Source organism: Pseudaeromonas paramecii (assembly GCF_039540575.1).
GTDB classification, from domain to species: domain Bacteria; phylum Pseudomonadota; class Gammaproteobacteria; order Enterobacterales; family Aeromonadaceae; genus Pseudaeromonas; species Pseudaeromonas paramecii.
The window spans coordinates 1-24088 of sequence record NZ_BAABFC010000014.1; the positions used below are offsets into that span (position 1 = coordinate 1).

The 24088-nt window shown below is 65.1% G+C and carries 22 protein-coding genes and 8 tRNA genes; 26 read left to right on the plus strand and 4 right to left on the minus strand.

Annotated features, from left to right (window positions below; all coding sequences use genetic code 11):
* Positions 1-221: 221 nt before the first annotated feature.
* Genes ABD847_RS11245 through ABD847_RS11280 form a run of 8 tightly spaced genes read left to right on the plus strand, consistent with a single transcriptional unit; the run spans position 222 to position 8121 of the window.
* On the plus strand, positions 222-2123 hold the full coding sequence (locus ABD847_RS11245; protein WP_345013031.1) for an FTR1 family iron permease: 1902 nt from the start codon (positions 222-224) through the stop codon (positions 2121-2123).
* A 35-nt stretch (positions 2124-2158) separates the two neighbouring features.
* Positions 2159-2677, plus strand: a complete 519-nt coding sequence (locus ABD847_RS11250; protein ID WP_345013033.1) for an iron transporter — start codon at positions 2159-2161, stop codon at positions 2675-2677.
* Positions 2678-2702: 25 nt separating this feature from the next.
* Positions 2703-4082, plus strand: a complete 1380-nt coding sequence (locus ABD847_RS11255) for a Fe-S-containing protein (RefSeq protein WP_345013035.1) — start codon at positions 2703-2705, stop codon at positions 4080-4082.
* Positions 4082-5359, plus strand: a complete 1278-nt coding sequence (locus ABD847_RS11260) for an ABC transporter permease (RefSeq protein WP_345013037.1) — start codon at positions 4082-4084, stop codon at positions 5357-5359. The genes ABD847_RS11255 and ABD847_RS11260 overlap by 1 nt, the downstream gene beginning before the upstream one ends.
* The gene (locus ABD847_RS11265) at positions 5349-6479 is read left to right on the plus strand and encodes an ABC transporter permease (RefSeq protein WP_345013039.1); all 1131 of its coding nucleotides are present in this window, start codon (positions 5349-5351) and stop codon (positions 6477-6479) included. The genes ABD847_RS11260 and ABD847_RS11265 overlap by 11 nt, the downstream gene beginning before the upstream one ends.
* Position 6480: 1 nt before the next feature.
* A complete protein-coding gene (locus ABD847_RS11270) occupies positions 6481-7161 on the plus strand; it encodes an ABC transporter ATP-binding protein (RefSeq protein WP_345013041.1) in 681 nt (226 codons plus the stop codon).
* Positions 7142-7651, plus strand: a complete 510-nt coding sequence (locus tag ABD847_RS11275) for a TlpA family protein disulfide reductase (protein WP_345013043.1) — start codon at positions 7142-7144, stop codon at positions 7649-7651. Before ABD847_RS11270 ends, ABD847_RS11275 begins: the two co-directional genes overlap by 20 nt.
* Positions 7648-8121, plus strand: a complete 474-nt coding sequence (locus ABD847_RS11280) for a DUF3465 domain-containing protein (RefSeq protein ID WP_345013045.1) — start codon at positions 7648-7650, stop codon at positions 8119-8121. The genes ABD847_RS11275 and ABD847_RS11280 overlap by 4 nt, the downstream gene beginning before the upstream one ends.
* Positions 8122-8176: 55 nt before the next feature.
* On the opposite strand, the gene ABD847_RS11285 is transcribed toward ABD847_RS11280, so the two are convergent.
* On the minus strand, positions 8177-8653 hold the full coding sequence (locus ABD847_RS11285) for a MarR family winged helix-turn-helix transcriptional regulator (RefSeq protein WP_345013047.1): 477 nt from the start codon (positions 8651-8653) through the stop codon (positions 8177-8179).
* A 101-nt stretch (positions 8654-8754) separates the two neighbouring features.
* Between ABD847_RS11285 and ABD847_RS11290 the strand changes: the two genes are divergently transcribed.
* Complete coding sequence (locus tag ABD847_RS11290; protein WP_345013049.1) at positions 8755-9615, plus strand: DMT family transporter; 861 nt, start codon at positions 8755-8757, stop codon at positions 9613-9615.
* A gap of 24 nt (positions 9616-9639) precedes the next feature.
* Here the strand turns inward: ABD847_RS11290 and ABD847_RS11295 are convergent, their stop codons facing one another.
* Positions 9640-10599 carry a potassium channel family protein gene (locus tag ABD847_RS11295; protein ID WP_345013051.1) on the minus strand — a complete coding sequence of 320 codons (960 nt, stop codon included), beginning with the start codon at positions 10597-10599 and terminating at the stop codon, positions 9640-9642.
* A gap of 212 nt (positions 10600-10811) precedes the next feature.
* Here ABD847_RS11295 and ABD847_RS11300 point away from each other — a divergent pair.
* The 9 genes from ABD847_RS11300 (at position 10812) to ABD847_RS11340 (ending at position 12398) form a co-directional block, all read left to right on the plus strand.
* Positions 10812-10888, plus strand: a tRNA-Met gene (locus ABD847_RS11300).
* 5 nt (positions 10889-10893) lie between these two features.
* Positions 10894-10968: transfer RNA gene (locus ABD847_RS11305), tRNA-Gln, on the plus strand.
* 40 nt (positions 10969-11008) lie between these two features.
* A tRNA-Gln gene (locus ABD847_RS11310) sits at positions 11009-11083 on the plus strand.
* Between the two features lie 19 nt (positions 11084-11102).
* Positions 11103-11177: transfer RNA gene (locus ABD847_RS11315), tRNA-Gln, on the plus strand.
* A 41-nt stretch (positions 11178-11218) separates the two neighbouring features.
* Positions 11219-11295, plus strand: a tRNA-Met gene (locus ABD847_RS11320).
* A gap of 5 nt (positions 11296-11300) precedes the next feature.
* Positions 11301-11375 (plus strand) — tRNA-Gln (locus tag ABD847_RS11325).
* Positions 11376-11431: 56 nt separating this feature from the next.
* Positions 11432-11508, plus strand: a tRNA-Met gene (locus ABD847_RS11330).
* Positions 11509-11514: 6 nt separating this feature from the next.
* Positions 11515-11598: transfer RNA gene (locus ABD847_RS11335), tRNA-Leu, on the plus strand.
* A gap of 143 nt (positions 11599-11741) precedes the next feature.
* Entirely contained in the window at positions 11742-12398 is a 657-nt protein-coding gene (locus ABD847_RS11340) for a lytic transglycosylase domain-containing protein (RefSeq protein WP_345013053.1), read from the plus strand.
* Positions 12399-12413: 15 nt separating this feature from the next.
* Here ABD847_RS11340 and ABD847_RS11345 read toward each other — a convergent pair whose 3' ends face one another.
* Positions 12414-13583 (minus strand): FAD-dependent monooxygenase, encoded by a 1170-nt coding sequence (locus ABD847_RS11345; protein ID WP_345013055.1) that lies wholly within the window; start codon positions 13581-13583, stop codon positions 12414-12416.
* Between the two features lie 213 nt (positions 13584-13796).
* On the opposite strand from ABD847_RS11345, the gene miaB reads away from it, so the two are divergent.
* The 5 genes from miaB to lnt are packed head-to-tail and all read left to right on the plus strand — an operon-like array spanning position 13797 to position 19231.
* The gene (miaB, locus tag ABD847_RS11350) at positions 13797-15227 is read left to right on the plus strand and encodes a tRNA (N6-isopentenyl adenosine(37)-C2)-methylthiotransferase MiaB (RefSeq protein WP_345013057.1); all 1431 of its coding nucleotides are present in this window, start codon (positions 13797-13799) and stop codon (positions 15225-15227) included.
* Positions 15228-15277: 50 nt separating this feature from the next.
* A complete protein-coding gene (locus tag ABD847_RS11355; RefSeq protein ID WP_345013059.1) occupies positions 15278-16327 on the plus strand; it encodes a PhoH family protein in 1050 nt (349 codons plus the stop codon).
* Positions 16324-16788 (plus strand): rRNA maturation RNase YbeY, encoded by a 465-nt coding sequence (ybeY, locus tag ABD847_RS11360; RefSeq protein ID WP_345013061.1) that lies wholly within the window; start codon positions 16324-16326, stop codon positions 16786-16788. The genes ABD847_RS11355 and ybeY overlap by 4 nt, the downstream gene beginning before the upstream one ends.
* A 15-nt stretch (positions 16789-16803) precedes the next feature.
* A complete protein-coding gene (gene corC / locus ABD847_RS11365) occupies positions 16804-17688 on the plus strand; it encodes a CNNM family magnesium/cobalt transport protein CorC (RefSeq protein ID WP_345013063.1) in 885 nt (294 codons plus the stop codon).
* Positions 17681-19231 (plus strand): apolipoprotein N-acyltransferase, encoded by a 1551-nt coding sequence (gene lnt, locus ABD847_RS11370; RefSeq protein ID WP_345013065.1) that lies wholly within the window; start codon positions 17681-17683, stop codon positions 19229-19231. Before corC ends, lnt begins: the two co-directional genes overlap by 8 nt.
* A 43-nt stretch (positions 19232-19274) precedes the next feature.
* Here the strand turns inward: lnt and ABD847_RS11375 are convergent, their stop codons facing one another.
* Complete coding sequence (locus ABD847_RS11375; protein WP_345013067.1) at positions 19275-19757, minus strand: zinc ribbon-containing protein; 483 nt, start codon at positions 19755-19757, stop codon at positions 19275-19277.
* A gap of 150 nt (positions 19758-19907) precedes the next feature.
* Between ABD847_RS11375 and leuS the strand changes: the two genes are divergently transcribed.
* From leuS to holA, 3 genes are read left to right on the plus strand one after another with little or no spacing between them, the layout of a single operon-like run.
* On the plus strand, positions 19908-22487 hold the full coding sequence (leuS, locus tag ABD847_RS11380) for a leucine--tRNA ligase (protein ID WP_345013350.1): 2580 nt from the start codon (positions 19908-19910) through the stop codon (positions 22485-22487).
* A complete protein-coding gene (locus tag ABD847_RS11385; RefSeq protein WP_345013069.1) occupies positions 22487-22972 on the plus strand; it encodes an LPS-assembly lipoprotein LptE in 486 nt (161 codons plus the stop codon). The genes leuS and ABD847_RS11385 overlap by 1 nt, the downstream gene beginning before the upstream one ends.
* Positions 22972-24015, plus strand: a complete 1044-nt coding sequence (gene holA / locus ABD847_RS11390) for a DNA polymerase III subunit delta (protein WP_345013071.1) — start codon at positions 22972-22974, stop codon at positions 24013-24015. Before ABD847_RS11385 ends, holA begins: the two co-directional genes overlap by 1 nt.
* Positions 24016-24088: the final 73 nt, after the last annotated feature.

Below are 24088 nucleotides of genomic sequence, written 5' to 3' on the forward strand. Positions count from 1 at the left end.
ATGCCGCACCATTCCCTGGCTGCGGACATGGGCTTATGCAACTGGAGCGGCATTAGGATCAGCTATTTAGGCCGTCCCCCACCAAGTTCGAAAAACAACCAGACGCGAACACCTCATCAGCCGAAGCCAGATAGCGTTTTTTCCGATATCAGATCTTGTGACAGCCATCATGCAGGGTTAACATTGATTTATTGATAACCATTTGCATTAGTATTCTGATTATGAGCCGTCGTCCTCTGCTTCTGTTGTTGTCCCTGCTGGCGTTGTGGCTGGCCTTGCCGCTGCGGGCGGCGGACACCCACTATCAGGCCTGGGTACAGGATATCAAGCAACGGCTGGACCAGGCGCTGGCCAGCTACGCCCAAGGGGATAGCCAGACGGCCCGCAAGACGGTGCAGCTGGCTTACTTCGAGGTGTTCGAGAACCTGGAAGGCCCCATCCGCATCAATCTCTCCGCCCAGCGCAGCTACGAGATGGAATCCCAGTTCACCGCCCTGCGCCAGCTGATGGGCAGCGATACGCCGCTGCCCCAGGTGCAGCAACAGGTTGCCGCCTTCAAGCAGGAGCTGACCGATGTGCTGCCGCAGCTGGAAGGGGGCCATACCCTGACGGCGCAGCAGTCCCACGACGGCTACGATGCCAAGGTCGCCCCCTACTGGCAGCAGCAGTTCCAGATCACCGATGACACCCTGGCCCAGGCGCTGCAGCTCTATCAACAAGGGGACTTTGCCCTGGCCAGTGCCACTGTGCAGCAGGCCCAGTACCGCGGTTTCAAGAACAGCGAGCTGGAGACCCAGCTGCGCCTGAGTGTCTCGGCCAAGGCCGCCGCCGACATCAACGCCCAGTTCAGCCGCCTCATCAGCCTGGCCGGTCAACCGGATCAGCTCAATGAGCTGGCCTATCAGGTGACGACCCTGCTGCAGGATCTGGGGGATCAGCTGCCCAACCTGCCGCTGCCGGCAGATCAGCAAGCGCCAGCCGAACAACAGGCCAGTGCCGCTGCGCCCCAGCAGGACTGGGCCCAGGTGCGCCAGCAGATTGACCAGGCCGTGACCGCCGCCTTGGTGCAATACCAAGACGGCCAACCTGACGAAGCCATGCTGGCGGTGCAGGACGCCTATTTCGATCTGTTCGAGGCCAGCGGCATGGAGAATCGCCTGGGGGCCGCAGACAGCGCCTTCAAGGCCCAGGTGGAAGGCCATTTCACCCGCTTGGTCAGCCAGATGAAGGCAGGTCAGCCTCAGTCCGCCCTGCAGCAAACCCATGCGACCTTGCTGGCGGATCTGCAACTGGGGGTGGATCGCCTGCAACAGGGCAGCAGCAGTCACTGGGGCCTGTTCATCACCAGCCTGCTGATCCTGCTGCGAGAAGGGCTGGAGGCACTGCTCATCGTCGCCGCCATCATCGCCTACCTCATCAAGAACGATCAGGCCGATAAGCTGCCGGTGATCCGCCAGTCGGTCTGGATGGCACTGCTGGCCAGCCTGGTGACCGCCGCCCTGTTCCAGTGGCTGTTTGCCGGATCCGGCGCCAGCCGGGAGCTGCTGGAAGGCATCACCATGCTGATCGCTGTCGTCATGCTGTTTGGCATGAGCTACTGGCTGCTCTCCAAGGTGGAGGCCGCCCACTGGAAGGCCTACCTGCAGGGGCGCATCAACCACTCCCTGAACAAGGGCTCCCTGTGGGGGCTCTGGCTCACCAGCTTCCTCGCCGTCTACCGGGAAGGCGCCGAGACCGTGCTCTTCTATTACGCCCTGCTGGCGGAGGCCAAGGAGCCCGTGGCGGTGTCAGCCGTGCTGGTGGGCATGCTGGTGGGCGCCCTGGCCCTGGCGATTATCTACCTGCTGATGCGCTACAGCGTGGTACGTCTGCCCTTGAAGCCCTTCTTCATCTTCACCGGCAGCTTCATGTACCTGATGGCGTTCGTGTTCGCCGGGAAAGGGGTGCTGGAGCTCATCGAAGGCAAGCTGTTCCAGCCCAGCCTGTTGCCCGGGGTGCCGGAGCTGAGCTGGCTGGGCATCTATCCCTACGCCGAGACCCTGCTGCCCCAGGCCATCCTGCTGCTGGCCGCTCTGTTCGCCCTCTGGCGCCTCAAGCAGACCAGGGCCCTGGTGGCCGCCTGATTTTTGACTTACTCACTGACATAAGGAAATTGCCCATGAAAAACCGCGCCCTCCTCGCCCTGCTGTGCACCGGCATCCTGACCGCCCCGGCGGCCATGGCCTTCGAAGAACATCCGGCCGGTGAGCCGGTCACCCTGAACAGCATGGAGCTGGCCGCCGTCTACCTGCAGCCCATCGACATGGAACCCCGCGGCATGGGGCTGCCTGCCGCCCAGGCCGACATTCACCTGGAAGCCGATATCCATGCGGTGGAAGGTAACCCCAACGGCTTCGGCGCCGGTGAGTGGATCCCCTATCTGACCATCAGCTACACCCTGACCAACAAGGACACCGGCAAGACCCAGACCGGCACCTTCATGCCCATGGTGGCCGGTGATGGCCCCCACTATGGCGCCAACATCAAGATGATGGGGGTGGGTAACTATCAGGTGACCTACCGCATCGAGCCGCCGTCAAAGGCCGGTCTGCACCGCCATACCGACGCCGAGACCGGTGTCGGCCGCTGGTGGAAGCCGTTTGAAGTCAGCTACGACTTCAAGTACGCCGGCCTGTAAGACCGAGATAGGCTGACCAGCACCCATGAGCTACTTCTTCTTTGCTGTCTTGTTGGTCGGCCTGTACCCGGCCCTCTGGTTGGCCCTGACGCCAGCCCCACGTCTGCCGGCCCGCCTTGGGCCGGCCTGGTTGCTGGGCCTGCTGGCCGGGGCTCTGCTGGGTAGCCAGTTTCCGGCCGGACAATGGCCGCTGCTGGCCCTGCACCTGACGGGGCTCATGCTGCCCCTGCTCTATCTGTTGCTGCAGTGGCGCGCCCCCGGGCGCGGCCTGCTGCCCTTTGCCCTGCTGCTGGCCGCCCTGGCCGGCCTGTGGTTTGTGCGGGATCCCCGCATCCAGAATTTCACCGCCACCGCCGTGGTCAACTCCAGTTTGCTGCTGAACCTGGGCGCCCTGCTGGGCGGCCTGCTCATCACAGGCCTGCTGGCCTGGTGTGCCCGCGCCCTGGTGACGGCCCTGCCGGGCCTGCGCTGGCCGCTGCTGGGACTGCTGCTGGCCGGCTACCTGCTGCCCCTCTCCGGTGCCTTGCTGCTTAGCCTCATCAAGCTGCAGATCCTGCCCATGCAGGGCAGCCTGCTGAGCTACATCGCCAAGAGCATGGATCTGAGCGAACGACTGCCCTACTGGGCCTTGTTGCTGCTGGCCGCCCTGGCCCTGGCCGCCCTGCGCCTGTGGTGGTGGCCCCGTCGTCAGGCCCTCGGCCTCAGTGCCCCGGGCAACGACAGACGCAAGGCCCTGGCCGCCAGCCGTCAGGCCCGCCGCTGGTGTGTCGGCCTGCTGGCCCTGCTGCCCCTGGCTCTGCTGCCCGCCCTCTACTGGCACCTGGTGGCCTCCCAGCCGCCGGGTCTCTCCGCCGCCCAGCCGGTAGCGCTGAATGCCCAGGATGAGGTCCGCATCCCGGTGAGCCAGGTGCGCGATGGCAACCTGCACCGCTTCGCCTGGGTCAACGACGAAGGCAAGGTGATCCGTTTCTTCGTCATCAACCGTTATCCGGATCAACTCAAGCTGGGGGTGGTGTTCGACGCCTGCCTGTTGTGCGGCGATCAGGGCTATGTGCAGGAAGGCAACCAGGTGATCTGTGTCGCCTGCGGCGTGCATATCTTCATTCCCTCCATCGGCAAGGCCGGTGGCTGTAACCCCGTGCCCATCGAGGGCTGGCGCCTGGAGGGAGAAGGCGCCGCCGAGGCCCTGGTGCTGCCGGCCAGCGCACTGCAGCCGGGCGCCACCCTGTTCAGTGCCGTGGTGGCCCGCCAGGTGACGGATCCCGTCAGCGGCGAGACCCTCTCCAACCTGGACGCGCCCCACCGCACCACTGTGGGGGATCACACCTACTTCTTCACCCAGCAGGCGCACCTGGATGCCTTCGAGGCAGATCCGGCCGCCTACCTCAAGCAGGAGGCACCCTGATGCTCGGTCGTCTGATCCTGCAATCCTGGCGCCGGCAACACAGACGGCGCCTGCTGGCGGTCATCACCATCTTTCTGGCGGCCACCCTGGTCTCGGCCCTGCTGGCGGTGTCATTGGATATCGGCGACAAGATGGCCCGGGAGCTCAAGAGCTACGGCGCCAACATACTGATCGAGCCGGCCAGCCGCAGCCTGCTGCCCCAGCTGCTGGGGGAGTCGGTTACCGTCAGCCTGGCCAACCAGGACGCCCTGGATGAACGGGAGCTGCCCAACATCAAGGACATCTTCTGGCGCAACAACATCATGGGCTTCGCCCCCGAGCTGGACGGCGAGCTGATCTGGCAAGGCCAGCGGCTGCCGGTGCTGGGCACCTTCTTCGACCAGCCCATCGCCGTGCCGGACGAGCCGGACTACCACACGGGTCAGCGCAGCATCAGCCCCTATTGGCAGGTGCAGGGCGCCTGGCCGCAGGATGCCCAGCCCCAGCTGCTGGCGGGCCAGGCCCTGGCCAGCCGGCTGCACTGGCAGGTCGGCGAACAGCTGACCCTGGCCGGCCCCGCCGGCAGTCACGCCTTCACCCTGGTGGGCCTGCTGCACAGCGGCGGCAAGGAGGATGAACAGCTGCTGCTGCCCCTGGCCTTCGCCCAGCAGCTGCTGGGCCGCCCCCAACAGGTGGATCGGGTGCGAGTCTCCGCCCTGACGGTGCCGGAGAACAGCCTGTCCCGCAAGGCACGGGAGGACATGGACGCCCTGAGTGCCGAAGAGTATGACCTCTGGTACTGCACCGCCTACGTCTCCTCCATCGCCCATCAGCTGGAAGACGCCCTGTCCGGCAGCGCCGTGCGGCCCATCTGGCAGGTGGCCGCCTCCGAAGGCGTGGTGATCCAGAAGATCCAGCTGCTGCTGGCGGTGGTGACCCTGGTGGCCCTGCTGGCCGCCGCCATGGGCATCGCCTCCCTGATGACCAGCAACCTGCTGGAGCGGGCCAAGGAGATCGGCCTGATGAAGGCCCTGGGCGCCGAGCTGTGGCAGATCGGCCTGCTGTTTTATGCCGAGGCGGCCCTGTGCGGCCTGTTGGGCGGCCTGCTGGGCTGTCTGGCGGGCAGCGGCTGCGCCTGGCTCATAGGCCAGAGCCTGTTCGGCACCCCCCTCGCCTTCAACCTCATCGTCGTGCCCGTGGTGGTGCTGCTCTCCATGGTCATCGCCCTGCTGGGCACCTGGTTCCCGGCGCGGCAGATCGCCCGCCTCTATCCGGTGGAGGTGCTGCATGGCCGCTAGCCATCCCCTGTTCTGGCGCCTGGTCAGCCGCGCCCTCTGGACCCGGCGCTCCCGCATGTTGGTGATGTTCCTGGCCCTCTGGGTGGGGGCCGTGATCATCTGTGCCCTGGGGGCCATCTACCTGGATATCGACGCCAAGATGAGTCGGGAGCTGCGTACCTTCGGCGCCAACCTCTACGTGGGTCCCCAGGCCGGTCGGGTACTGGATGAACCCAGCTGGCAGGCCCTGGATCAGGCACTGCCCCCCGCCAGCCGGCTGGCGGCCGGCGGCTTTGTCTACGGCATGGCCCGGCTGCAGCAGGAGTCCGTGATGCTGATGGGCGCCAACCTGGAGTCCATGGCGGATCTGGCCCCCTACTGGCAGATCCAGGGGGAACGGCTGGCGGTGAGTTTCGACGAGCGCCACGCCATGCTGGGCAAGAAGCTGGCCCAGCGGCTGGAGCTCAAGCCCGGGGATACCGTCACCCTGGTGAAGGGCAGCCAGCGCCAGGATCTGGTGATCAAGGGCATCGTCGAGTCCGGCGACAGCACCGACTACTACCTGATCGTCAACCTGGCCTTGGCCCAGCGCTGGCTGGACAGCCCCCATCGCCTGAGCCACGGCCTGCTGAGCCTGGATAACCAGCAAGGCCAAGTGGAATCCATCGCCGCCCGGTTGCAACAACAGTTCCCGGCACTGGAGGTGCGGCCCATCCGCAAGGTGTCCGCCAACGAGGGGGCCGTGCTGTTCAAGATCCAGGGGCTGATGGGCCTCATCTGCGTGGTGATACTGCTGCTCTCCACCCTGTGCGTGAACACCACCCTGATGGCCCTCATCGGCGAACGGGCCCGGGAGTTCGCCCTGCAAAAGGCCCTGGGAGCCAGCCGTCAGGCGATACTGCGCCAGATCCTGGCCGAGACCCTGCTGGTGGCCGCGGTGGCGGCCCTGGCCGGCCTGCTGGGCGGCGCCCTGCTGGCGCAGCTGCTGGGCCAGACGGTGTTTTCATCCAGCATTGGCCTGCGCTGGCCCGTGCTGCCCCTGACCCTGGGCATCAGCCTGCTGGTGGCCGCCCTGGCCACCGTCATGCCGGTGCGGCGCGCCCTGGCCCTGGAACCCGCCCGGGTCCTCAAAGGAGAATAACGTGAGCCTGGTAATCGAAACCCGCCAACTGAGCAAACACTTCGGCAAGGTGACGGCTCTGGACGGCATCAATCTGCAGATCCGGCAGGGGGAGTTTGTCGCCATCATGGGGGCCTCCGGCTCCGGCAAGTCCACCCTGATGAACCTGCTCACCTGCATGGACACCCTGAGCGACGGCCAGTTGCTGCTGGGGGGCGTGGACGCCAGCTCCTTCGACGAGGATCAGCGCCGCCGCTTTCGCGCCGACCGCATGGGCCTGGTGTTCCAGCAGTTTCACCTCATCCCCTACCTGAGCGCCTTGGAGAACGTCATGCTGGCCCAGCACTACCACAGCGTGGTGGACGAGGCCGCGGCACGGGCCGTGCTGGCCCAGGTGGGGCTGGAGCACCGCATGGATCACCTGCCGCGGCAGCTCTCCGGCGGCGAGCAGCAGCGGGTGTGCATCGCCCGTGCCCTGGTGAACGCCCCCGAGATACTGTTTGCCGACGAACCCACCGGCAACCTGGACGAGCAGAACGAGCAGCTGGTGCTGGGGCTGTTGCAGCAATTGCACCGTGCCGGCCACACCATCGTCATGGTGACCCACAATCCCGAGCTGGGGGCCATGGCCGATCGGGTCATCCGGTTGCAGCACGGTCATCTGGTACAGGAGGAGGTGGCCTATGCGCCCGTGGTGGCTTAAATTAGCCGGTCTCTGCCTGCTGCTGCTCCTCAGCGCCTGTGGCGAGGCCCCCAGGCTGCAAGAGGGCGAAACCGCCCCGCCGCTGGGCGCCCTGACCCTGGACGATCAGCCGGTGGATCTGGCCCAATGGCGCGGCAAGTATGTCTATCTGGTGTTCTGGTCCGACAGCTGTGGCGGCTGCCTGCAGGAGCTGCCCGGTCTGGATGCCCTCTATCGCCAACACGGCGATCGCCTGGTGGTGGTGGGGGTGAACACGGATGCCGATGTGGCACGCATTCGCCAACTGCAGGCGCAGCTGGAGCTGCACTTCCCGCTGGTGCGGGATCAGCTGGGCATCAGCAGCGAACGCTATGAGCTGCAGGGTACCCCCTCGGCCTACCTGCTGGACCCGGAAGGACGTCTGCTGCGTCGTCAGGTGGGCGCCCAGGGCCATCACAGCCTGGCGACCCTGTTGCAACCCTATCTCAGCTTACCGGAGGGAACCGGATGAAAATCAAGAAGCGCCACCTGGCGGGCCTCGTCGGCCTGACGCTGCTGGGCCTGCTGGCCCTGGGAACCAACTGGCTGAACCAGGCCCCAGCCCAGACCCATGATGTGCTGGTGGATGCCATGACCTCTGCCACCCACCCCAGCAAGCTGAGCGAGCTGGAGCGGGCCATGCGGGACAAGGGGCAGGATCTGCCGTTTGTGGTGGTGGGCTGGATCACCGAGCTGGCCCCCGACAGCCAGGAAGAGGGCGACCCGGTACAACACTTCCGGGTCAAGCTGCTCAACCACCAGCACCTGACCATTGCCCACCGCATCCAGGCCGGCAAGCCGACACCCAAGCTGGCCAAGGGCCAGGAGCTGCTGATCCGCGGGCGCTATTTCTGGACGCCCGAGGGCGGTGAACTGAGCCAGACCCACACGGGGGGCGGGGCCGACGGCTGGCTGCGCCAGGGGCACACCAACTATTTCTAGGGCAGACGGTCACCCCAGCCAGGCGAGGCCCCAAAAGCCTCCGACCGGCCATGCGTTACTCGTGGGCCTGGAGCCAGCGGCGCAGCAAACCGGCCAACTGCTGTTGTTCCTCCGGGCTCAGAGGAGCCAGCAGCTGCTGCTCGTTGGCCACATGGCGCGTCACCGCCTCGTCGGCCAGCCGCCGTCCCTCCACCGTGAGGGAGACCACCAGGCTGCGCCTGTCCTGGCTGGAGGGCGAACGCTGCACCCAGCCCTGGGCCTCCAGCTTGTCCAGCCGGGCCGTCATGGCCCCTGAGCTCAACATGGCCGACTGATATAGCTCGGTGGGGGTCAGGGGGCGGCCGGCGCGGCGCAGGGTGGCCAGCACATCAAAATCGGTGCGGGACAAGCCCAGCGCCTTGAACGGCTGCTCGATGGCCCGCTCGGCCAGGGCCGCCATGCGGGACAGGCGCCCCCAGACGGCCATGGGGCTGCAATCCAGATCCGGTCGCTCTCGGGCCCATTGGGCCAGGATCTGATCCACATGATCCATGTCAGTCTCTCCCTAAAATTATCTTGATGAAAAGATACTTGATCTGAAATGACTTCCACAACAATATATCTTCACATAAAGATACTTCAACCGGAGATAACATGCCGTTCCTGCTGGCCGCTCTGGCCCCCATGCTGTGGGGCAGCACCTACGCCGTGGTCCATCTCAGCCTGACGGACCTGCCGCCGCTCTGGGTGGCCGTCTGGCGCGCCCTGCCGGCCGGCCTGCTGTTGTTGCTGCTGGCCCGACGCCGTCCCCCCTTGCCCTGGGGCCGGCTCATCGGCTTGTCCTTTTGCAACATCACCGCCTTCTTCTGCCTGCTCTTTCTGGCGGCCTATCGGCTGCCCGGTGCCGTGGCCGGCACCCTGGGAGCCACCCTGCCCCTGACCCTGATGGCCCTCAACTGGCTGCGCTACGGCCAGAGACCCAGCGGCTACTGGCTGGCGCTGGCCCTGCTGGGGCTGGCAGGGGTCATGCTGCTGGTGCAACCCGGTACCGGGCTCGACCCCATCGGCGTCGCCTGTGCCCTGAGCGCCACCCTGCTGGTGGCGCAGTCCACCCTCTGGATGCAGCGTTGGGCGGTGCAGGATCTGCTGGGGCTGACCGCCTGGCAACTGACCCTGGGCGGCCTGATGCTGCTGCCGGTGGCCTGGCTGGGGGCCGGCCCCAGCCCGTTGCCGTCCGGCCCGGCCTGGCCGGGACTGGCCTGGCTCATCCTGGCCAACACGGCGCTGGCCTACTGGATCTGGGTCTGGGCCATCGACAAGCTGGGCGCTCAGCGACTGGGCATGCTTTCCCTTACCAATCCCCTGGTGGCCGTCGGCCTGGGGACCCTCTGGGTGGGGGAACGGCTGGGGCCGGGGCAATGGCTGGGCATAGGCCTGATACTGGCGAGCCTGCTGCTGATGAAGCGTCCCCAGCGCACGCCCCGGCGGGATCCAGGCCAGGCCCAGGACGCCTAACCCCGTCACCCGCCAATCAGCACCTCAGCCATGGTCATGCGGGGGGAGCGACTCCCCGCAGTGGGGACAATAGGCCCAGGGGGTGCCCGGCTGCTGCGCCGTCTCTGGCTCGGCATCCGGCTCGCGGGTGGCCGCCGGGGCCGTCAGGCTTGCCAGCAGCTCCTCCGGCGGCACATGAAGATGACGACTGAGCACCAGCAGGCTGCGGCGTACCCGCCAGGGCAGTTGGCCCTGTTGCAGGGCCCGTGCCGCCCGGTTGCGGCGAGCCTCCCGCTCGTGGGCCAGCTCCTCACTGAAGGCCGCGGCCAATAGACCGGCCGGCAGGGCAACTGTCCCCACCCCCAGCAGCATGATGGCCCCCGCCAGCACCCGTCCGCCCAGGGTCACCGGGTACATGTCGCCATAGCCCACGGTCGTCATGGTCACCAGGGCCCACCACATGGCATCCGGCAGGCTGGCAAACATCTCGGGCTGTGCCTCCTGCTCCAACGAGAGAATGCCGATGCCCGCCATCAGAATGAGCACCAGCACTGTGGCTATCATCAGCAGCAGGGTGAGGGCCTCCTTGCGCAGCACCCGCAGGAAGATGTCCAGGGTGCGCATGCGCAGCAGCACCTTGAACAGCACCAGGATGCGCACCAGACGCAAGAAGTGCAGGTTCAGCGGCAACAACAAGGAGATGAAGCCCGGCAAAAAGGAGAGCAGATCCAGCAGCCCCAGGGGGCTCAGGGCGTAGCGCCAGCGCAGCCGGCCCGGTGACGCCGAGGCGTCCCGCTCCACACAGCTCCACAGGCGCAGGGCGTAATCCAGGGCAAACAGGCCGAAGATGGCCAGGGTCAACTCCCCCATGCCGCGGCCACGCCAGAAGCTGCCACCGATGCACAACAGCACCAGCAACCCCATCACGCCGTTATATAAAGGAAAGAAGCGGCTGGGCTCCGCTCCGCCGAACAGGACTCGGTAACAGGACTGACGCCGTGTCATGGCGGCCTCCAGGGTTAAATGGGTTATCGGATGATTGAAATATGCGCTTTTTCAGCAGCTTGGGCCTAAGTTTCATACCATAGCGCAAATCCCCGGCCAAATCTTCGGCAGGCGGCATGAGCGCCGGGAAAAAGGGGTTGACGCCCGGGGGGCAGATCCGCATAATTCGCCCGCACAGTTGGACGGGCTACCGTCCTGCGGTAAACAGTGTCGGCTATGTAGCTCAGTTGGTTAGAGCATCGCACTCATAATGCGGGGGTCACAGGTTCGAATCCCGTCATAGCCACCATCTTCTGGGGTATCGCCAAGCGGTAAGGCAGCGGGTTTTGATCCCGCCATTCCTAGGTTCGAATCCTAGTACCCCAGCCATTCACTGTTTATCCTCAAAGCTGTGGTCGAAAGACACGGATGGGGTATCGCCAAGCGGTAAGGCAGCGGGTTTTGATCCCGCCATTCCTAGGTTCGAATCCTAGTACCCCAGCCATCTTTTGACACCCTGCGGATGGGGTATCGCCAAGCGGTAAGGCAGCGGGTTTTGATCCCGCCATTCCTAGGTTCGAATCCTAGTACCCCAGCCATCTGCTCCTGTGGGAGTGGTTGGTTCGCAAACCCTTTTGTTGGCTATGTAGCTCAGTTGGTTAGAGCATCGCACTCATAATGCGGGGGTCACAGGTTCGAATCCCGTCATAGCCACCATCTTCTGGGGTATCGCCAAGCGGTAAGGCAGCGGGTTTTGATCCCGCCATTCCTAGGTTCGAATCCTAGTACCCCAGCCATATTGCTCTTGGGGCCTGGCCCCAACAGGCCGTCGCAAGGCGGTTTTTTTGTTTTTGGCTATGTAGCTCAGTTGGTTAGAGCATCGCACTCATAATGCGGGGGTCACAGGTTCGAATCCCGTCATAGCCACCACTTCTCGCGGGAGTGGCGAAATTGGTAGACGCACCAGATTTAGGTTCTGGCGCCCTAGGCGTGAGAGTTCAAGTCTCTCCTCCCGCACCATCTCTTCTCGTAACAGCCCTTGCCTTCAAGTCCTGGCCGTCCCGGCCGATACGCTATCAGGATCACAGAGTCGCCTACCCGGTTTTTCTCCGCCGGGCCTATGTTTTACCCTAGCGGCTCCCGTTTTTATGGAGAACTTGACGGTGCGTTTTCTTCCCCTGCTGCTGCTCCCCCTAAGCCTGGGCCTGAGCCTGACCACTGCCCTGTGGGCGGCCCAGCCTGAGCCGGGCACCCGGCAGCAGATCCAGGTGTACAAATCGGTGCAGGACGACGGCGTGGTGCTCTACTCCGACACCATGCCCATGGACAGCAGCTTTGAGACCCTGGTGTTTGATGTCTGCTACGCCTGCGATGTGAACTCCAAGGTAGACTGGCAGCACACCGGCCTGTTTGTCAGCGAGTTTCACGAGACCATACAAGCGGCGGCCAAGACCTATCGGGTGGAGCCGGCGCTCATTCGCGCCCTGATCCACGCCGAGTCCGCCTTCAATCCCTGGGCCGTCTCCCGCAAGGGGGCCAAGGGGCTGACCCAACTGATGCCGGGTACCGCCCGAGAGCTGGGGGTGACGGACCCCCTGAACGTGCAGCAGAACATCTTCGGCGGCACCGAGTACCTCTCCCGCCTGCTGGAGCAGTTCAACGGCGACATCACCCTGGCCACCGCCGCCTACAATGCCGGCCCCACGGCGGTCACCCGCCACAAGGGCGTGCCGCCCTATGCCGAGACCCGCACCTATGTGCAACGGGTCCAACTGCTGTATCAACGCTACAAGCAGGTGCTCACCGCCCTGCAGGGCTGAACCGCAAAAGACGGCTCAGAGCCCCAGGGCGTAACGCAGGGCTCGTCGCTTGGCCGGCCCGCCATGCTGGGCCGCCAGCAGTCCCAGATTGCGTAACAGCTTGAGGGGCGCCAGCTCGTTGGAAAAGCCCAGATAGAAGAGATCCATGGCCGATTGCATCAGGGTCACATCCCGCCGCCGGGCGGCCTGATAGCGCGCCAGCAGCGTGTCCTCCCCGTCCGGCCCCAGCTGCTGCACCAGCTGACACAGGCAGGCCACATCCTTGAATCCCAGGTTCACTCCCTGCCCCGCCAGCGGGTGTATGGTGTGGGCCGCATCCCCCAACAGCAGCACCCGGCCCGCCCCATACTGCAGCGCGTGCCGTCGGCTCAAGGGGAACTGCCCCCAGCGCTGCAGGGTGAAGGCCGGTAACCGGTCCGGGAAATGGGCGCGGATCTGCGCCGCCAGCCCATCGACCGACAAGGCCGCCAGCTCGGCGATGCGCTCCGGCGTGTCGTACCAGACCAAGGAGGCGTGATCCTCCGGCAGGGGCAGCAGGGCGCGGGGGCCCGCCGGCGTGAATTGCTGCCAGGTGACCGGTTCCACCGCCTCATGCAGCTTGACGGTGGCCAGCAGACAGGCCTGGCGATAGTCAAATTGGCTGATGCCAATCTGGGCCAGCCGGCGTACCTGGGAGTGGGCGCCGTCGGCCCCCAGCAGCCAGCGGGCCTGTAGCTGCTGACCATCCGCCAGGCTCAGGGTCACGCCCTCTTCGCTCTGCGCCAGCGCCGCCAGCTGTGCCGGGCAGAAGCGGGTCACCGACGGCATCTGGTCCAGGCTCTGCCATAGCCCCAGCTGCACCAGGCGATTCTCCACGAAGTAGCCAAGCTCGCTGAGCCCCAGCTCGGCGGCATCAAACCGCACCCCCAGGCCAGGCCACTCCCAGGTCTCCAGACCCGTGTAGGGCAAGGCTCGCATGGCCAGGATCCGCCCCCAGGCCCCGGCCTGCTCCAGCAGGCGCACCGAGGCGACGCTCAGGGCCGAGACTCGCACGTCCAGCGGCTGCGCCGGCGCAAACGCCATGGGTTCGGCCTGTTCCAGCAGGGCTACCCTGTGCCCGTCCGAGGCCAGCAAGGCGGCGGCACAGGCCCCCACCATGCCACCGCCGACGATGGCAAAATCAAACTGGGGTGCGGACTGGCCCATGGCGGCTCCTTGCGTGGGATGAGTTGACAGTAAAACAGGCAGGCCATTCTAGCCCAAAGCCGTCACCACCCCCAGTCCGGGCCGTTAATCCCACACAAAATGCGGGCTGGTTGTTAACTGGTCAGCCCCCCGCAGAGGGAGTAGAATACCCGGTCCTATACGCCGGCCCTGGCCGGGCCGACCTTGACACCGTCCGCGAGCAACAAGAGTAAGATGAGCAAAAAAGTCCACATCAAGACCTGGGGCTGTCAGATGAACGAGTACGACTCGTCCAAGATGGCCGATCTGTTAGGCAGCGCCCATGGCTATACCGCCACCGAGGAAGCCGAAGAGGCTGACGTGCTGGTGCTCAACACCTGTTCCATCCGCGAAAAGGCCCAGGAGAAGCTGTTCCATCAGCTCGGACGCTGGAAAGAGTTGAAGAAGGCCAAGCCCCATCTGGTGATCGCCGTGGGGGGCTGTGTCGCCTCCCAGGAAGGGGACGCCATCCGTACCCGCGCCCCCATCGTCGATGTGGTGTTTGGTCCCCAGACCCTGCACCGCCTGCCGGAGATGATCAAGAAGGTGCATGAGGGCAATGGCGCCCAGGTGGACGTCTCCTTCCCCGAGATCGAGAAGTTCGACCGCCTGCCCGAGCCGCGGGCCGAAGGCCCCACCGCCTTCGTTTCCATCATGGAAGGCTGTTCCAAGTACTGCAGCTACTGCGTGGTGCCCTACACCCGCGGCGAAGAGGTGAGCCGGCCGCTGGATGACGTGCTGTTCGAGATAGCGCAACTGGCCGAGCAGGGGGTCCGGGAGGTCAACCTGCTGGGACAGAATGTCAACGCCTATCGCGGCGCCACCCATGACGGCAACATCTGCAGCTTCGCCCAGCTGCTGCGTCTGGTGGCGGCCATCGACGGCATCGACCGCATCCGCTACACCACCAGCCATCCCATCGAATTCACCGATGACATCATAGAGGTGTACAAGGACACCCCCGAGCTGGTCAGCTTCCTGCACCTGCCGGTGCAAAGTGGCTCGGATCGCATCCTCACCATGATGAAGCGGCCCCATACCGCCCTGGAATACAAGTCCAAGATCCGCAAGCTGCGGGCCGCCCGGCCGGACATCACCATCAGTTCGGACTTCATCGTCGGCTTCCCCAACGAGACCGACGAGGACTTCGACAAGACCATGAGGCTCATCGAAGAGATCCAGTTCGATGTCAGCTTCAGCTTCATCTTCAGCCCGCGCCCCGGTACCCCGGCGGCCGACATGCCGGACGATGTGCCCATGGAGGTGAAGAAGGAGCGTCTGTACCGCTTGCAGCAGCTCAACAACACCCATGCCCAGCAGATCAGCCGGCAGATGCACGGCACAGAGCAGCGCATCCTGGTGGAGGGCCCCTCCAAGCAGGATCCCATGCAGCTGCGTGGCCGCACCGAGAACAACCGGGTGGTGAACTTTGACGGTACGCCGGATCTCATCGGCCAGTTTGTGGACGTGACCATCACAGAGGTGCTGCCCCACTCCCTGCGCGGCACCCTGCTGCGCACCGAGGCCCAGATGAACTTGCGCCAGAGCGTGCGCCCGGCCCAGATCCTGGCCCGCCGCCCCGATGGCGTAGCCGATGATCTGGGTGTGGCCACCTTCCGTCCCTGATGCCCGTGGGCGACCCGGCCGGGTCGCCCCTCAAGCCCGCGAGGTATGCTTTGACCCGACACATCACCACCCTCGACCTGCACCTGGAGCCGGCGGACAGCCAGCGTCTGGCCTGCCTGTGCGGCCCGTTCGACGATAACCTCAAGCAGATAGAGCGCCGCCTGGGCGTGGAGCTCAACTACCGCAATAACCACTTCCAGGTGGTGGGCCGTGAGGCCCAGGCCGAGGCGGTGCGGGATCTGCTCAAAAGCCTGTACGTGGAGACGGCCCCGGTGCGTGGCGGCAAGGCCGAGGATCTGACCCCCGAGCAGGTGCACCTGGCCATCCAGGGCTGCCATGCCCTGGAACAGGATGAAGAGGCCGCGCCCCAGGCCGGCAGCATCCCCTACGGCAAGGAAGTGAACATCAAGACCAAGCGCGGCATGGTCAAGCCCAGATCCCCCAATCAGGCCCAGTACATCGCCAACATAGTCACCCACGACATCACCTTCGGCATAGGCCCGGCCGGCACCGGCAAAACCTATCTGGCAGTGGCCGCGGCGGTGGACGCCCTGGAGCGCCAGGAGATCCGCCGCATCCTGCTGACCCGTCCGGCGGTGGAGGCCGGCGAGAAGCTGGGCTTTCTGCCCGGCGATCTCTCCCAGAAGGTAGACCCTTACCTGCGCCCCCTGTACGACGCCCTGTTCGAGATGCTAGGCTTCGAGCGGGTGGAGAAGCTAATTGAGCGCCAGGTGATCGAAATCGCCCCCCTGGCCTACATGCGTGGTCGCACCCTGAACGACGCCTTCATCATCCTGGATGAAGGCCAGAACACGACCGTGGAGCAGATGAAGATGTTCCTCACCCGCATCGGCTTCAACTCCAAGGCGGTGGTCACCGGCGACATCACCCAGATGGATCTGCCGCGCAACGTCCGCTCTGGCCTGCGCCACGCCATCGAGGTGCTCTCCGGCGTCGAGGGGCTCTCCTTCAACTTCTTCCAGGCCGGTGACGTGGTGCGTCACCCCGTGGTGGCCCGCATCGTCCAGGCCTACGAGGCCCATGACGAGGCGCACCGCCGCGAACAGGCCCAACAACCCAAACCGGAGACACCGGCATGAGCGTGATCCTGGACTTGCAACTGGCCTGCGCCGATGAGGCCGGCCTGCCGAGCGAAGCCGACTTCCAGCGCTGGCTGGACGCCGCCGTCCTACCCTTTCAGGCCGAGGCCGAGGTGACCATCCGCCTGGTGGACGAGGCAGAGAGCCATGAGCTCAACCTCACCTACCGCGGCAAGGACAAGCCCACCAATGTGCTCTCCTTCCCCTTCGAGTGCCCGCCCGGCGTCGAGCTGCCCCTGCTGGGGGATCTCATCATCTGCCGCCAGGTGGTGGAGCGGGAGGCCCAGGAGCAGGGCAAGGCCCTGGCGGCCCACTGGGCTCATATGGTTGTGCATGGCAGCTTGCATTTGCTAGGGTATGACCATATTGAAGAGGCAGAAGCCGACGAGATGGAGGCCCTGGAGAAAGAATTCATGGCCGACCTCGGTTTCCCCGATCCCTACCAAGACGACGAGTGTTAAGGACACCCAAGCCGCATGAGCGACGAACAACCCTATCCTAGTACCGGCTCGTCCAGGAAGACCTGGCTGGAGCGATTGAGTCATCTGTTCCAGGGCGAGCCAAAAGATCTTGATGAATTAGTGGGCGTCATCCAGGACGCTGAAGAGCGGGATGTCATCGACGGTGACACCAAGGAGATGATAGAAGGGGTGCTGGAAGTGGCCGAGCTGCGGGTGCGGGACATCATGATCCCCCGCTCCCAGATGGTCACCATACGCCGGGATCAGCCGGTGAGCAGCTTCCTGCCCATCATCATCGAATCCGCCCACTCCCGCTTCCCGGTGATCAACGAAGACAAGGATCACGTGGAAGGCATACTGCTGGCCAAGGACTTGCTGCAGTTCGGCTTTGCTCACACCGACGAGGAATTCAGCTTCGAGCGTATCCTGCGTCCGGCGGTGGTGGTGCCCGAGAGCAAGCGGGTGGATCGCCTGCTCAAGGAGTTCCAGCAGCAGCGCTACCACATGGCCATAGTAGTGGACGAGTTCGGCGGCGTGTCCGGTCTCGTCACCATAGAGGACATCCTGGAGCTGATTGTCGGCGAGATCGAGGATGAGTACGACGAGCAGCAGGAGCAGCTGGAGCAGATCCGCCGCATCAGCAAGAGCGTCTACGCCGTCCATGCCCTGACCCCCATCGAAGACTTCAACGACCACTTCGGCGCCGAGTTCAGCGACGAAGAGGTGGATACGGTCGGCGGTCTGGTGATGCATGCCTTCGGCCACCTGCCCAAGAAGGGCGAGTCCATCCCGATCCAGGGCTATCACTTCAAGGTGGTCCATGCCGACCGCCGCCGCCTGCTGCAGCTGCAGGTGAAGATCCCCCACCCCCTTGATGAGAACGAGAACGGCGATGTTTGACCGCCTGGGCCCGCGCTGGGCCAGCTTCCGTAGTTCCGTGTGGCGCGCCCGTCTGGGCGCGTTCCTTTGTGGCGCCCTGGCGGTGCCCGCCTTCGCCCCCTTCGGGATCTGGCCCCTGGCCCTGCTCTCCCTGCTGAGCCTGCTGGCCCTGCTGCAGGGGCAACGCCCCCGCCGCGCCCTGTGGTTGGGCCTGGCCTGGGGGCTGGGCCTCAACCTGCCGGGGCTGTGGTGGATCCATGTCAGCATGACCCAGTTCGGCGGCATCAACCTGCCCATGGCGGTGGTGCTGGTGGGTCTGTTGTGCCTCTATCTGTCGCTGTTTCCGGCCCTGGCCTGCGGCCTGCTGGCCCGCTTCTGGCCCACCTCGGACTGGCGCCGCTACCTGGTGGGCCTGCCATTGCTGTGGCTGCTGGCGGACTGGGGGCTGGGGCACCTGCTCACCGGCTTCCCCTGGCTGTGGCTGGGTTACAGCCAGATCGACAGCCCCTTGGCCGGGTTTGCCCCCCTGCTGGGGGTCCAGGGGGTCACCTTGGCCGGGATGCTGAGCGTTGCCGGGATGCTGCTGGCCGCCCGGCAACGCCGCTGGCCCTGGCTGCTGCTGCCCCTGGGACTGTTTGGCCTCGGCGCCCTGCTCAAACCCATAGCCTGGACCCAGGAGGGCAAGCCCCTCAAGTTCGCCCTGATGCAGGGCAACATTCCCCAGGCCATGAAGTGGGATCCGGCCATGGTGCGCCCCACCCTGCTGCGCTACATGGACATGAGTCGCCTGAACCAGGATGCCGATGTCATCATCTGGCCCGAGTCCGCCGTGCCGGCCCTGGAGAACGAGGTGCCCGAGTTTTTGGTGAACGTGGACAAGGCGATGCGCTTCAACAACACCGGCTTCATCACCGGCATCCAGGTGATGGAACCGGACACGGAGCGCTTCTACAACGCCCTGCTGGGGCTGGGGCAGATGGATCAGGACGAGCTGGAGGAGTACCACTTCGGCCACGCCAACCGCTACTACAAGCACCACCTGCTGCCCATCGGCGAGTTCGTGCCCTTCGGCGATCTGCTGCGGCCCCTGGCGCCCTTCTTCAACCTGCCCATGTCGTCGTTTTCCCGCGGTGAGGCGGTGCAGCCCAACCTGCTGGTGCAGGGTCACCACTTCGCCCCGGCCATCTGCTACGAGATCGCCTTCTCCGACGAGCTGCGCCGCAACGTCAACGCCGACACCCACTACATAGTGACCGTCTCCAACGACACCTGGTTCGGCACCAGCATAGGTCCCTGGCAGCACATGAGTATCGCCCGCATGCGGGCCCTGGAGCTGGGCAAGCCGGTGCTGCGCGCCACCAACAGCGGGGTGACCGTGGTGATCAACGCCAAGGGTCAGGTGATGAAGACACTGCCGCAATTTGAGGAAGGGGTGCTGCGGGCCTCGGTGGCACCGGCCCAAGGGCAAACGCCCTACAACCGCCTGGGCTCGGCGCCCCTGCTGTTGCTGTTGGCCCTGGGCTGGCTGCTGGGCCGCTGGCGGCGGCCGCAGGACCAGGCCTGATCCGGAGCGGGCGCCTGACGGGCGCCCGTTTCATTGCCGCGGGTCAGGGCGCCAGCGGCTCACGGCGAAATTCCGTGCCCTCGCACTGGAGGCAGCTGGCCAGCCGCTCCGGGTGCAGCACCAGGCGGCGATAACCGCAGCCCTCGCACACCAGGACGCCCAGCCCCACCCTATCCCCCGCCCGGTAGTGGCCCTGGTGCTGGATGTCTTGCAACATCTCCACCCACTGCAGCTGACTGCGATCCGACAGATCCAGCAGCCAGCCCCAGATGGACTCTTTGAGTGACTGATAGAAGGCGCTGTCGGCATAGCCGCCCGGCGTCTGCTCGAACTGCCGCAGATCCTCCCGCACATACTCGGCCACCAGGGCCCACTCGTCCTGGGTCAGCTCGCCGGCGGCTTCCAGATACGCCTGGGTCTGTTCGATCAGCTCATCCAGCCGCTGGGACTGGACGGTTTCGGTGTCGTGGATCTCCTGCTTGAGGCGCAGGATGAAGGTCTCGTAGGCGTGCTGCAGTTTGGACATAGGGCCTCCGGGTCATGGATGGCCGCACCGGGCAAAGGTTGCCCCGGCACCGCCGGTATTGTTGCTCCCTGCCATTACAAGTATTCTATGGCGATTTTCCAGCGGGATTGCCAATCCAATTCACACATATCGGATAGCCAGATGTCAGCCATGCAAGAACAGTATCAACCCCAGATCCTCGAGCAGGACGTTCAGCGTCACTGGGAACAGCGCCAGACCTTCAAAGCCGTAGAGAAAGTGGACAAGGAGAAGTTCTACTGCCTCTCCATGTTCCCCTACCCGTCTGGTCGCCTGCACATGGGGCACGTTCGTAACTACACCATCGGCGACGTCATCTCCCGCTATCAGCGTCTGAACGGCAAGAACGTGCTGCAGCCCATCGGCTGGGACGCCTTCGGCCTGCCGGCGGAAAACGCCGCCATCAAGAACAACACGGCGCCGGCCAAGTGGACCTACGAGAACATCGAATACATGAAGGGCCAGCTGAAGATGCTGGGCCTGGGCTACGACTGGGATCGCGAGCTGGCCACCTGCACCCCGGATTACTACCGCTGGGAGCAGTGGTTCTTCACCGAGCTGTACAAGAAGGGGCTGGTCTACAAGAAGACCTCCTCCGTCAACTGGTGTCCCAATGACCAGACGGTGCTGGCCAACGAGCAGGTGCAGGACGGCTGCTGCTGGCGCTGCGATACCCCGGTGGAGCAAAAAGAGATCCCCCAGTGGTTCATCAAGATCACCGCCTACGCCGAAGAGCTGCTCACCGATCTGGACAAGCTGGATGGCTGGCCCGAGATGGTCAAGACCATGCAGCGCAACTGGATCGGCCGCTCCGAAGGCCTGACCATGACCTTCGCGGTGGACGGCAGCGACCAGCACTTTGACATCTACACCACCCGCCCGGACACCCTGATGGGCGTCACCTACGTGGCGGTGGCCGCCGGTCACCCCCTGGCCCGTCAGGCCGCCGAAGGCAACCCGGCCCTGGCCGACTTCCTGGACGAGTGCAAGAACACCAAGGTGGCCGAAGCCGAGCTGGCCACCATGGAGAAGAAGGGCATGGCCACCGGCCTGTACGCCCTGCACCCCATAGATGGCCGTCGCGTGCCCATCATGGTGGCCAACTTCGTGCTGATGGATTACGGCACCGGCGCCGTGATGGCGGTACCGGCCCACGATCAGCGGGACTTTGAATTCGCCCAGAAATACGGTCTGGAGATCCGCCCGGTGATCCTGGCTGCCGACGGCAACGAGCCGGATGTGAGCGCCGCCGCCCACACCGACAAGGGCCTGCTGTTCAACTCCGGCGACTTTGACGGCCTGGACTTCCAGGGCGCCTTCGACGCCATCTGCGCCCGCCTGGAAGCTGCCGGCAAGGGCAAGCGCACCGTCAACTACCGCCTGCGCGACTGGGGTGTCTCCCGTCAGCGCTACTGGGGTGCCCCCATCCCCATGCTCACCACCGAAGACGGTACCGTGGTGCCGGCCCCGGCCGAGCAGTTGCCGGTGATACTGCCCGAAGACGTGGTGATGGACGGCGTACAGAGCCCCATCAAGGCCGATCCGGCGTGGGCCAAGACTCAGATCGACGGTCAGCCGGCCCTGCGGGAAACCGACACCTTCGACACCTTCATGGAGTCCTCCTGGTACTTCGCCCGCTACTGCTGCCCGGACTATCAGGAAGGCATGCTGGATCCGGTGCGCGCCAACCACTGGCTGCCGGTGGATCAGTACATCGGCGGTATCGAACACGCCTGTATGCACCTGCTGTACGCCCGCTTCTTCCACAAGCTGCTGCGTGACGCCGGCATGGTGAACAGCGACGAGCCCTTCACCCGCCTGCTGTGCCAGGGCATGGTGCTGGCCGACGCCTTCTACTACACCGACAACGGCGCCCGCGTCTGGGTCAGCCCGGTGGACGTCAAGGTAGAACGGGATGCCAAGGGCGCCATCATCAAGGCGGTGGACAACGAGGGCCATGAGCTGGTGCACGCCGGCATGACCAAGATGTCCAAGTCCAAGAACAACGGCATTGACCCCCAGCTGATGGTGGAGCGCTATGGCGCCGATACGGTGCGACTGTTCATGATGTTCGCCTCCCCCGCCGACATGACCCTGGAATGGCAGGAGTCCGGCGTGGAAGGGGCCCAGCGCTTCCTGCGCCGGCTGTGGAAGGCAGTGGCCGACCACGTGGCCCGAGGCCCGGTGGCGCCGCTGGATGTCGCCAGCCTGTCCAACGAACAGAAGGCCCTGCGTCGCGAGCTGCACAAGACCATTGCCAAGGTGTCTGACGACATCGGTCGCCGCCAGACCTTCAACACCGCCATCGCCGCCATCATGGAGCTGATGAACCGCCTGGCCAAGGCACCGCAGGAGTCCGACTCCGACCGCGCCCTGACCCAGGAGGTGCTGAGCCAGGTGGTACTGATGCTCTACCCCATCACCCCCCACACCGCCTTTGCCCTGTGGCAGGCCCTGGGTGGCGAAGGTGACGTGGACGAGGCCCAATGGCCCACCGCCGATGCCGCCGCCATGGTGGAAGACGAGAAGCTCATCGTGGTGCAGGTGAACGGCAAGGTGCGAGGCAAGATCACCGTGGCCGCCGACGCCAGCGAAGAAGCGGTCAAGACACTGGCCTTCGCCGACGCCAGCGTGGCCAAGTTCACCGACGGCAAGGAAGTGCGCAAGGCCATCTATGTGCCGGGCAAGCTGCTGAACCTGGTGGTGGCCTGATGCGTGGCCTGGGGCTCGTCCTCACTTGCCTGCTGGGCCTGCTGCTGGGCGGCTGCGGCTATCACCTGCGGGGCGGCAGCCAGCTGCTGCCCCCGGAGCTCTCCCGCCTCCAGCTCATCGGCGATGAGCGCAGCGACCTCTACCGCGCCGTGGCCCTGCGCCTGCGCCGGGCCAACGTCCAGCTGGTGACCGCCGACGAGTCGGCGGCCGTGCTGACCCTGGGTGACATCAGTGTGCGCAACGAGGCGGCCTCGGTAGACAGCCGCAGTCAGGTGGTGGAATACCTGATGCTGTTCAACACCCACTGCACCCTGACGGTGCCCAATCACGAGCCGCAACAGTTCAACGCCAGCTTCAACCGCAGCTTCCTGAACAAGGCCAACCAGGCCCTGGCTTCCAGCCGGGAACAGGAGCAGCTCAAGGATGAAATGCTGGAGCAGACCGCGGATCAGATCCTCATCCAGCTCAGCCGCCTCAAGTTCTGATGCGCCTGTACCCGGAACAAGTCGCCGATCACCTGAAGAAGGGGCTCGCCCCCTGTTATCTGGTGTTCGGCGATGACCCCCTGATCAAACTCGAGACCCTGGATCGGCTGCGCCACACCGCCGCCGAACAGGGCTTCACCGAACGCCACTGCTTTGCCACCGACGACGGCCTGGACTGGTCCCTGCTGCTGGAGACCTGCCAGGCGCTGAGCCTGTTTGCCAGCCGCCAGATCATCGAGCTGGAGCTGGGCGCCAAGCCGCCCAAGGAGTGGGCCGAGCGTATCCGCGAGCTGCAGGAGCGCCTGCACCCGGATCTGCTGCTGTTGCTACACGGCCCCCGGCTGTCCGCCGCCCAGAGCAAGAGCAAGTGGTTTGAGGCCTTAAGCCGGCTCGGCGTCTATGTGCCGGTGGCGACGCCGGAGGCCAAGCAGTTCCCCCGCTGGATGCAGCAACGGGCTCAGCAAAGCGGCCTGCAGCTGCAACCCGAAGCCCTGCAGCTGATGTGCCACGCCTTCGAGGGCAACCTGCTGGCCGCCGCCCAGGAGCTGGAGAAGCTCGCCCTGCTGGGCCTGCCCCAGCCCATCAGCCTGGCGGTGCTGCAGGAGAACATCACCCAGCACAATCATTTCACCCCGTTTCAGCTCATCGATGCCCTGCTGGCCGGCAAGGTCAACCGGGGCAGCCGCATCCTGCAGCAGTTGCGCGAAGAAGGGGTAGAAGCGGGCCTGCTGGCCTGGACCCTGGCCCGGGAAATCGAGCAACTGCTGGGGTTGCAGCTGGCCGCCCGTCAGGGCCAGTCCCTGGCCCAGCTGTTTGCCCAGGCCCGCATCTGGCAGAGCCGTCAGGCCCTCTACCAGCAGGCCCTGCAGCGGCTGCCACTGCCCAAGCTGCGCCAGCTGCTACACGGTGCCAGTGAGCTCAATCGCCTGCTGGGGCGCTTCGAGCAGGAGTCGGCCTGGCTCTTGTTGCAGGCCCTCTGTCTGGGCTTCAAGGACGCCAATGCATTGCCCCCTTGCCTGCTGAGTGCACCTGAGGCACCCTAGCAAGCCCCCGGGGCCGGCGTGCTATACTGCCGGGCGTTTTTTATTCAATCTCACTACTTATTCCAGTTACCAA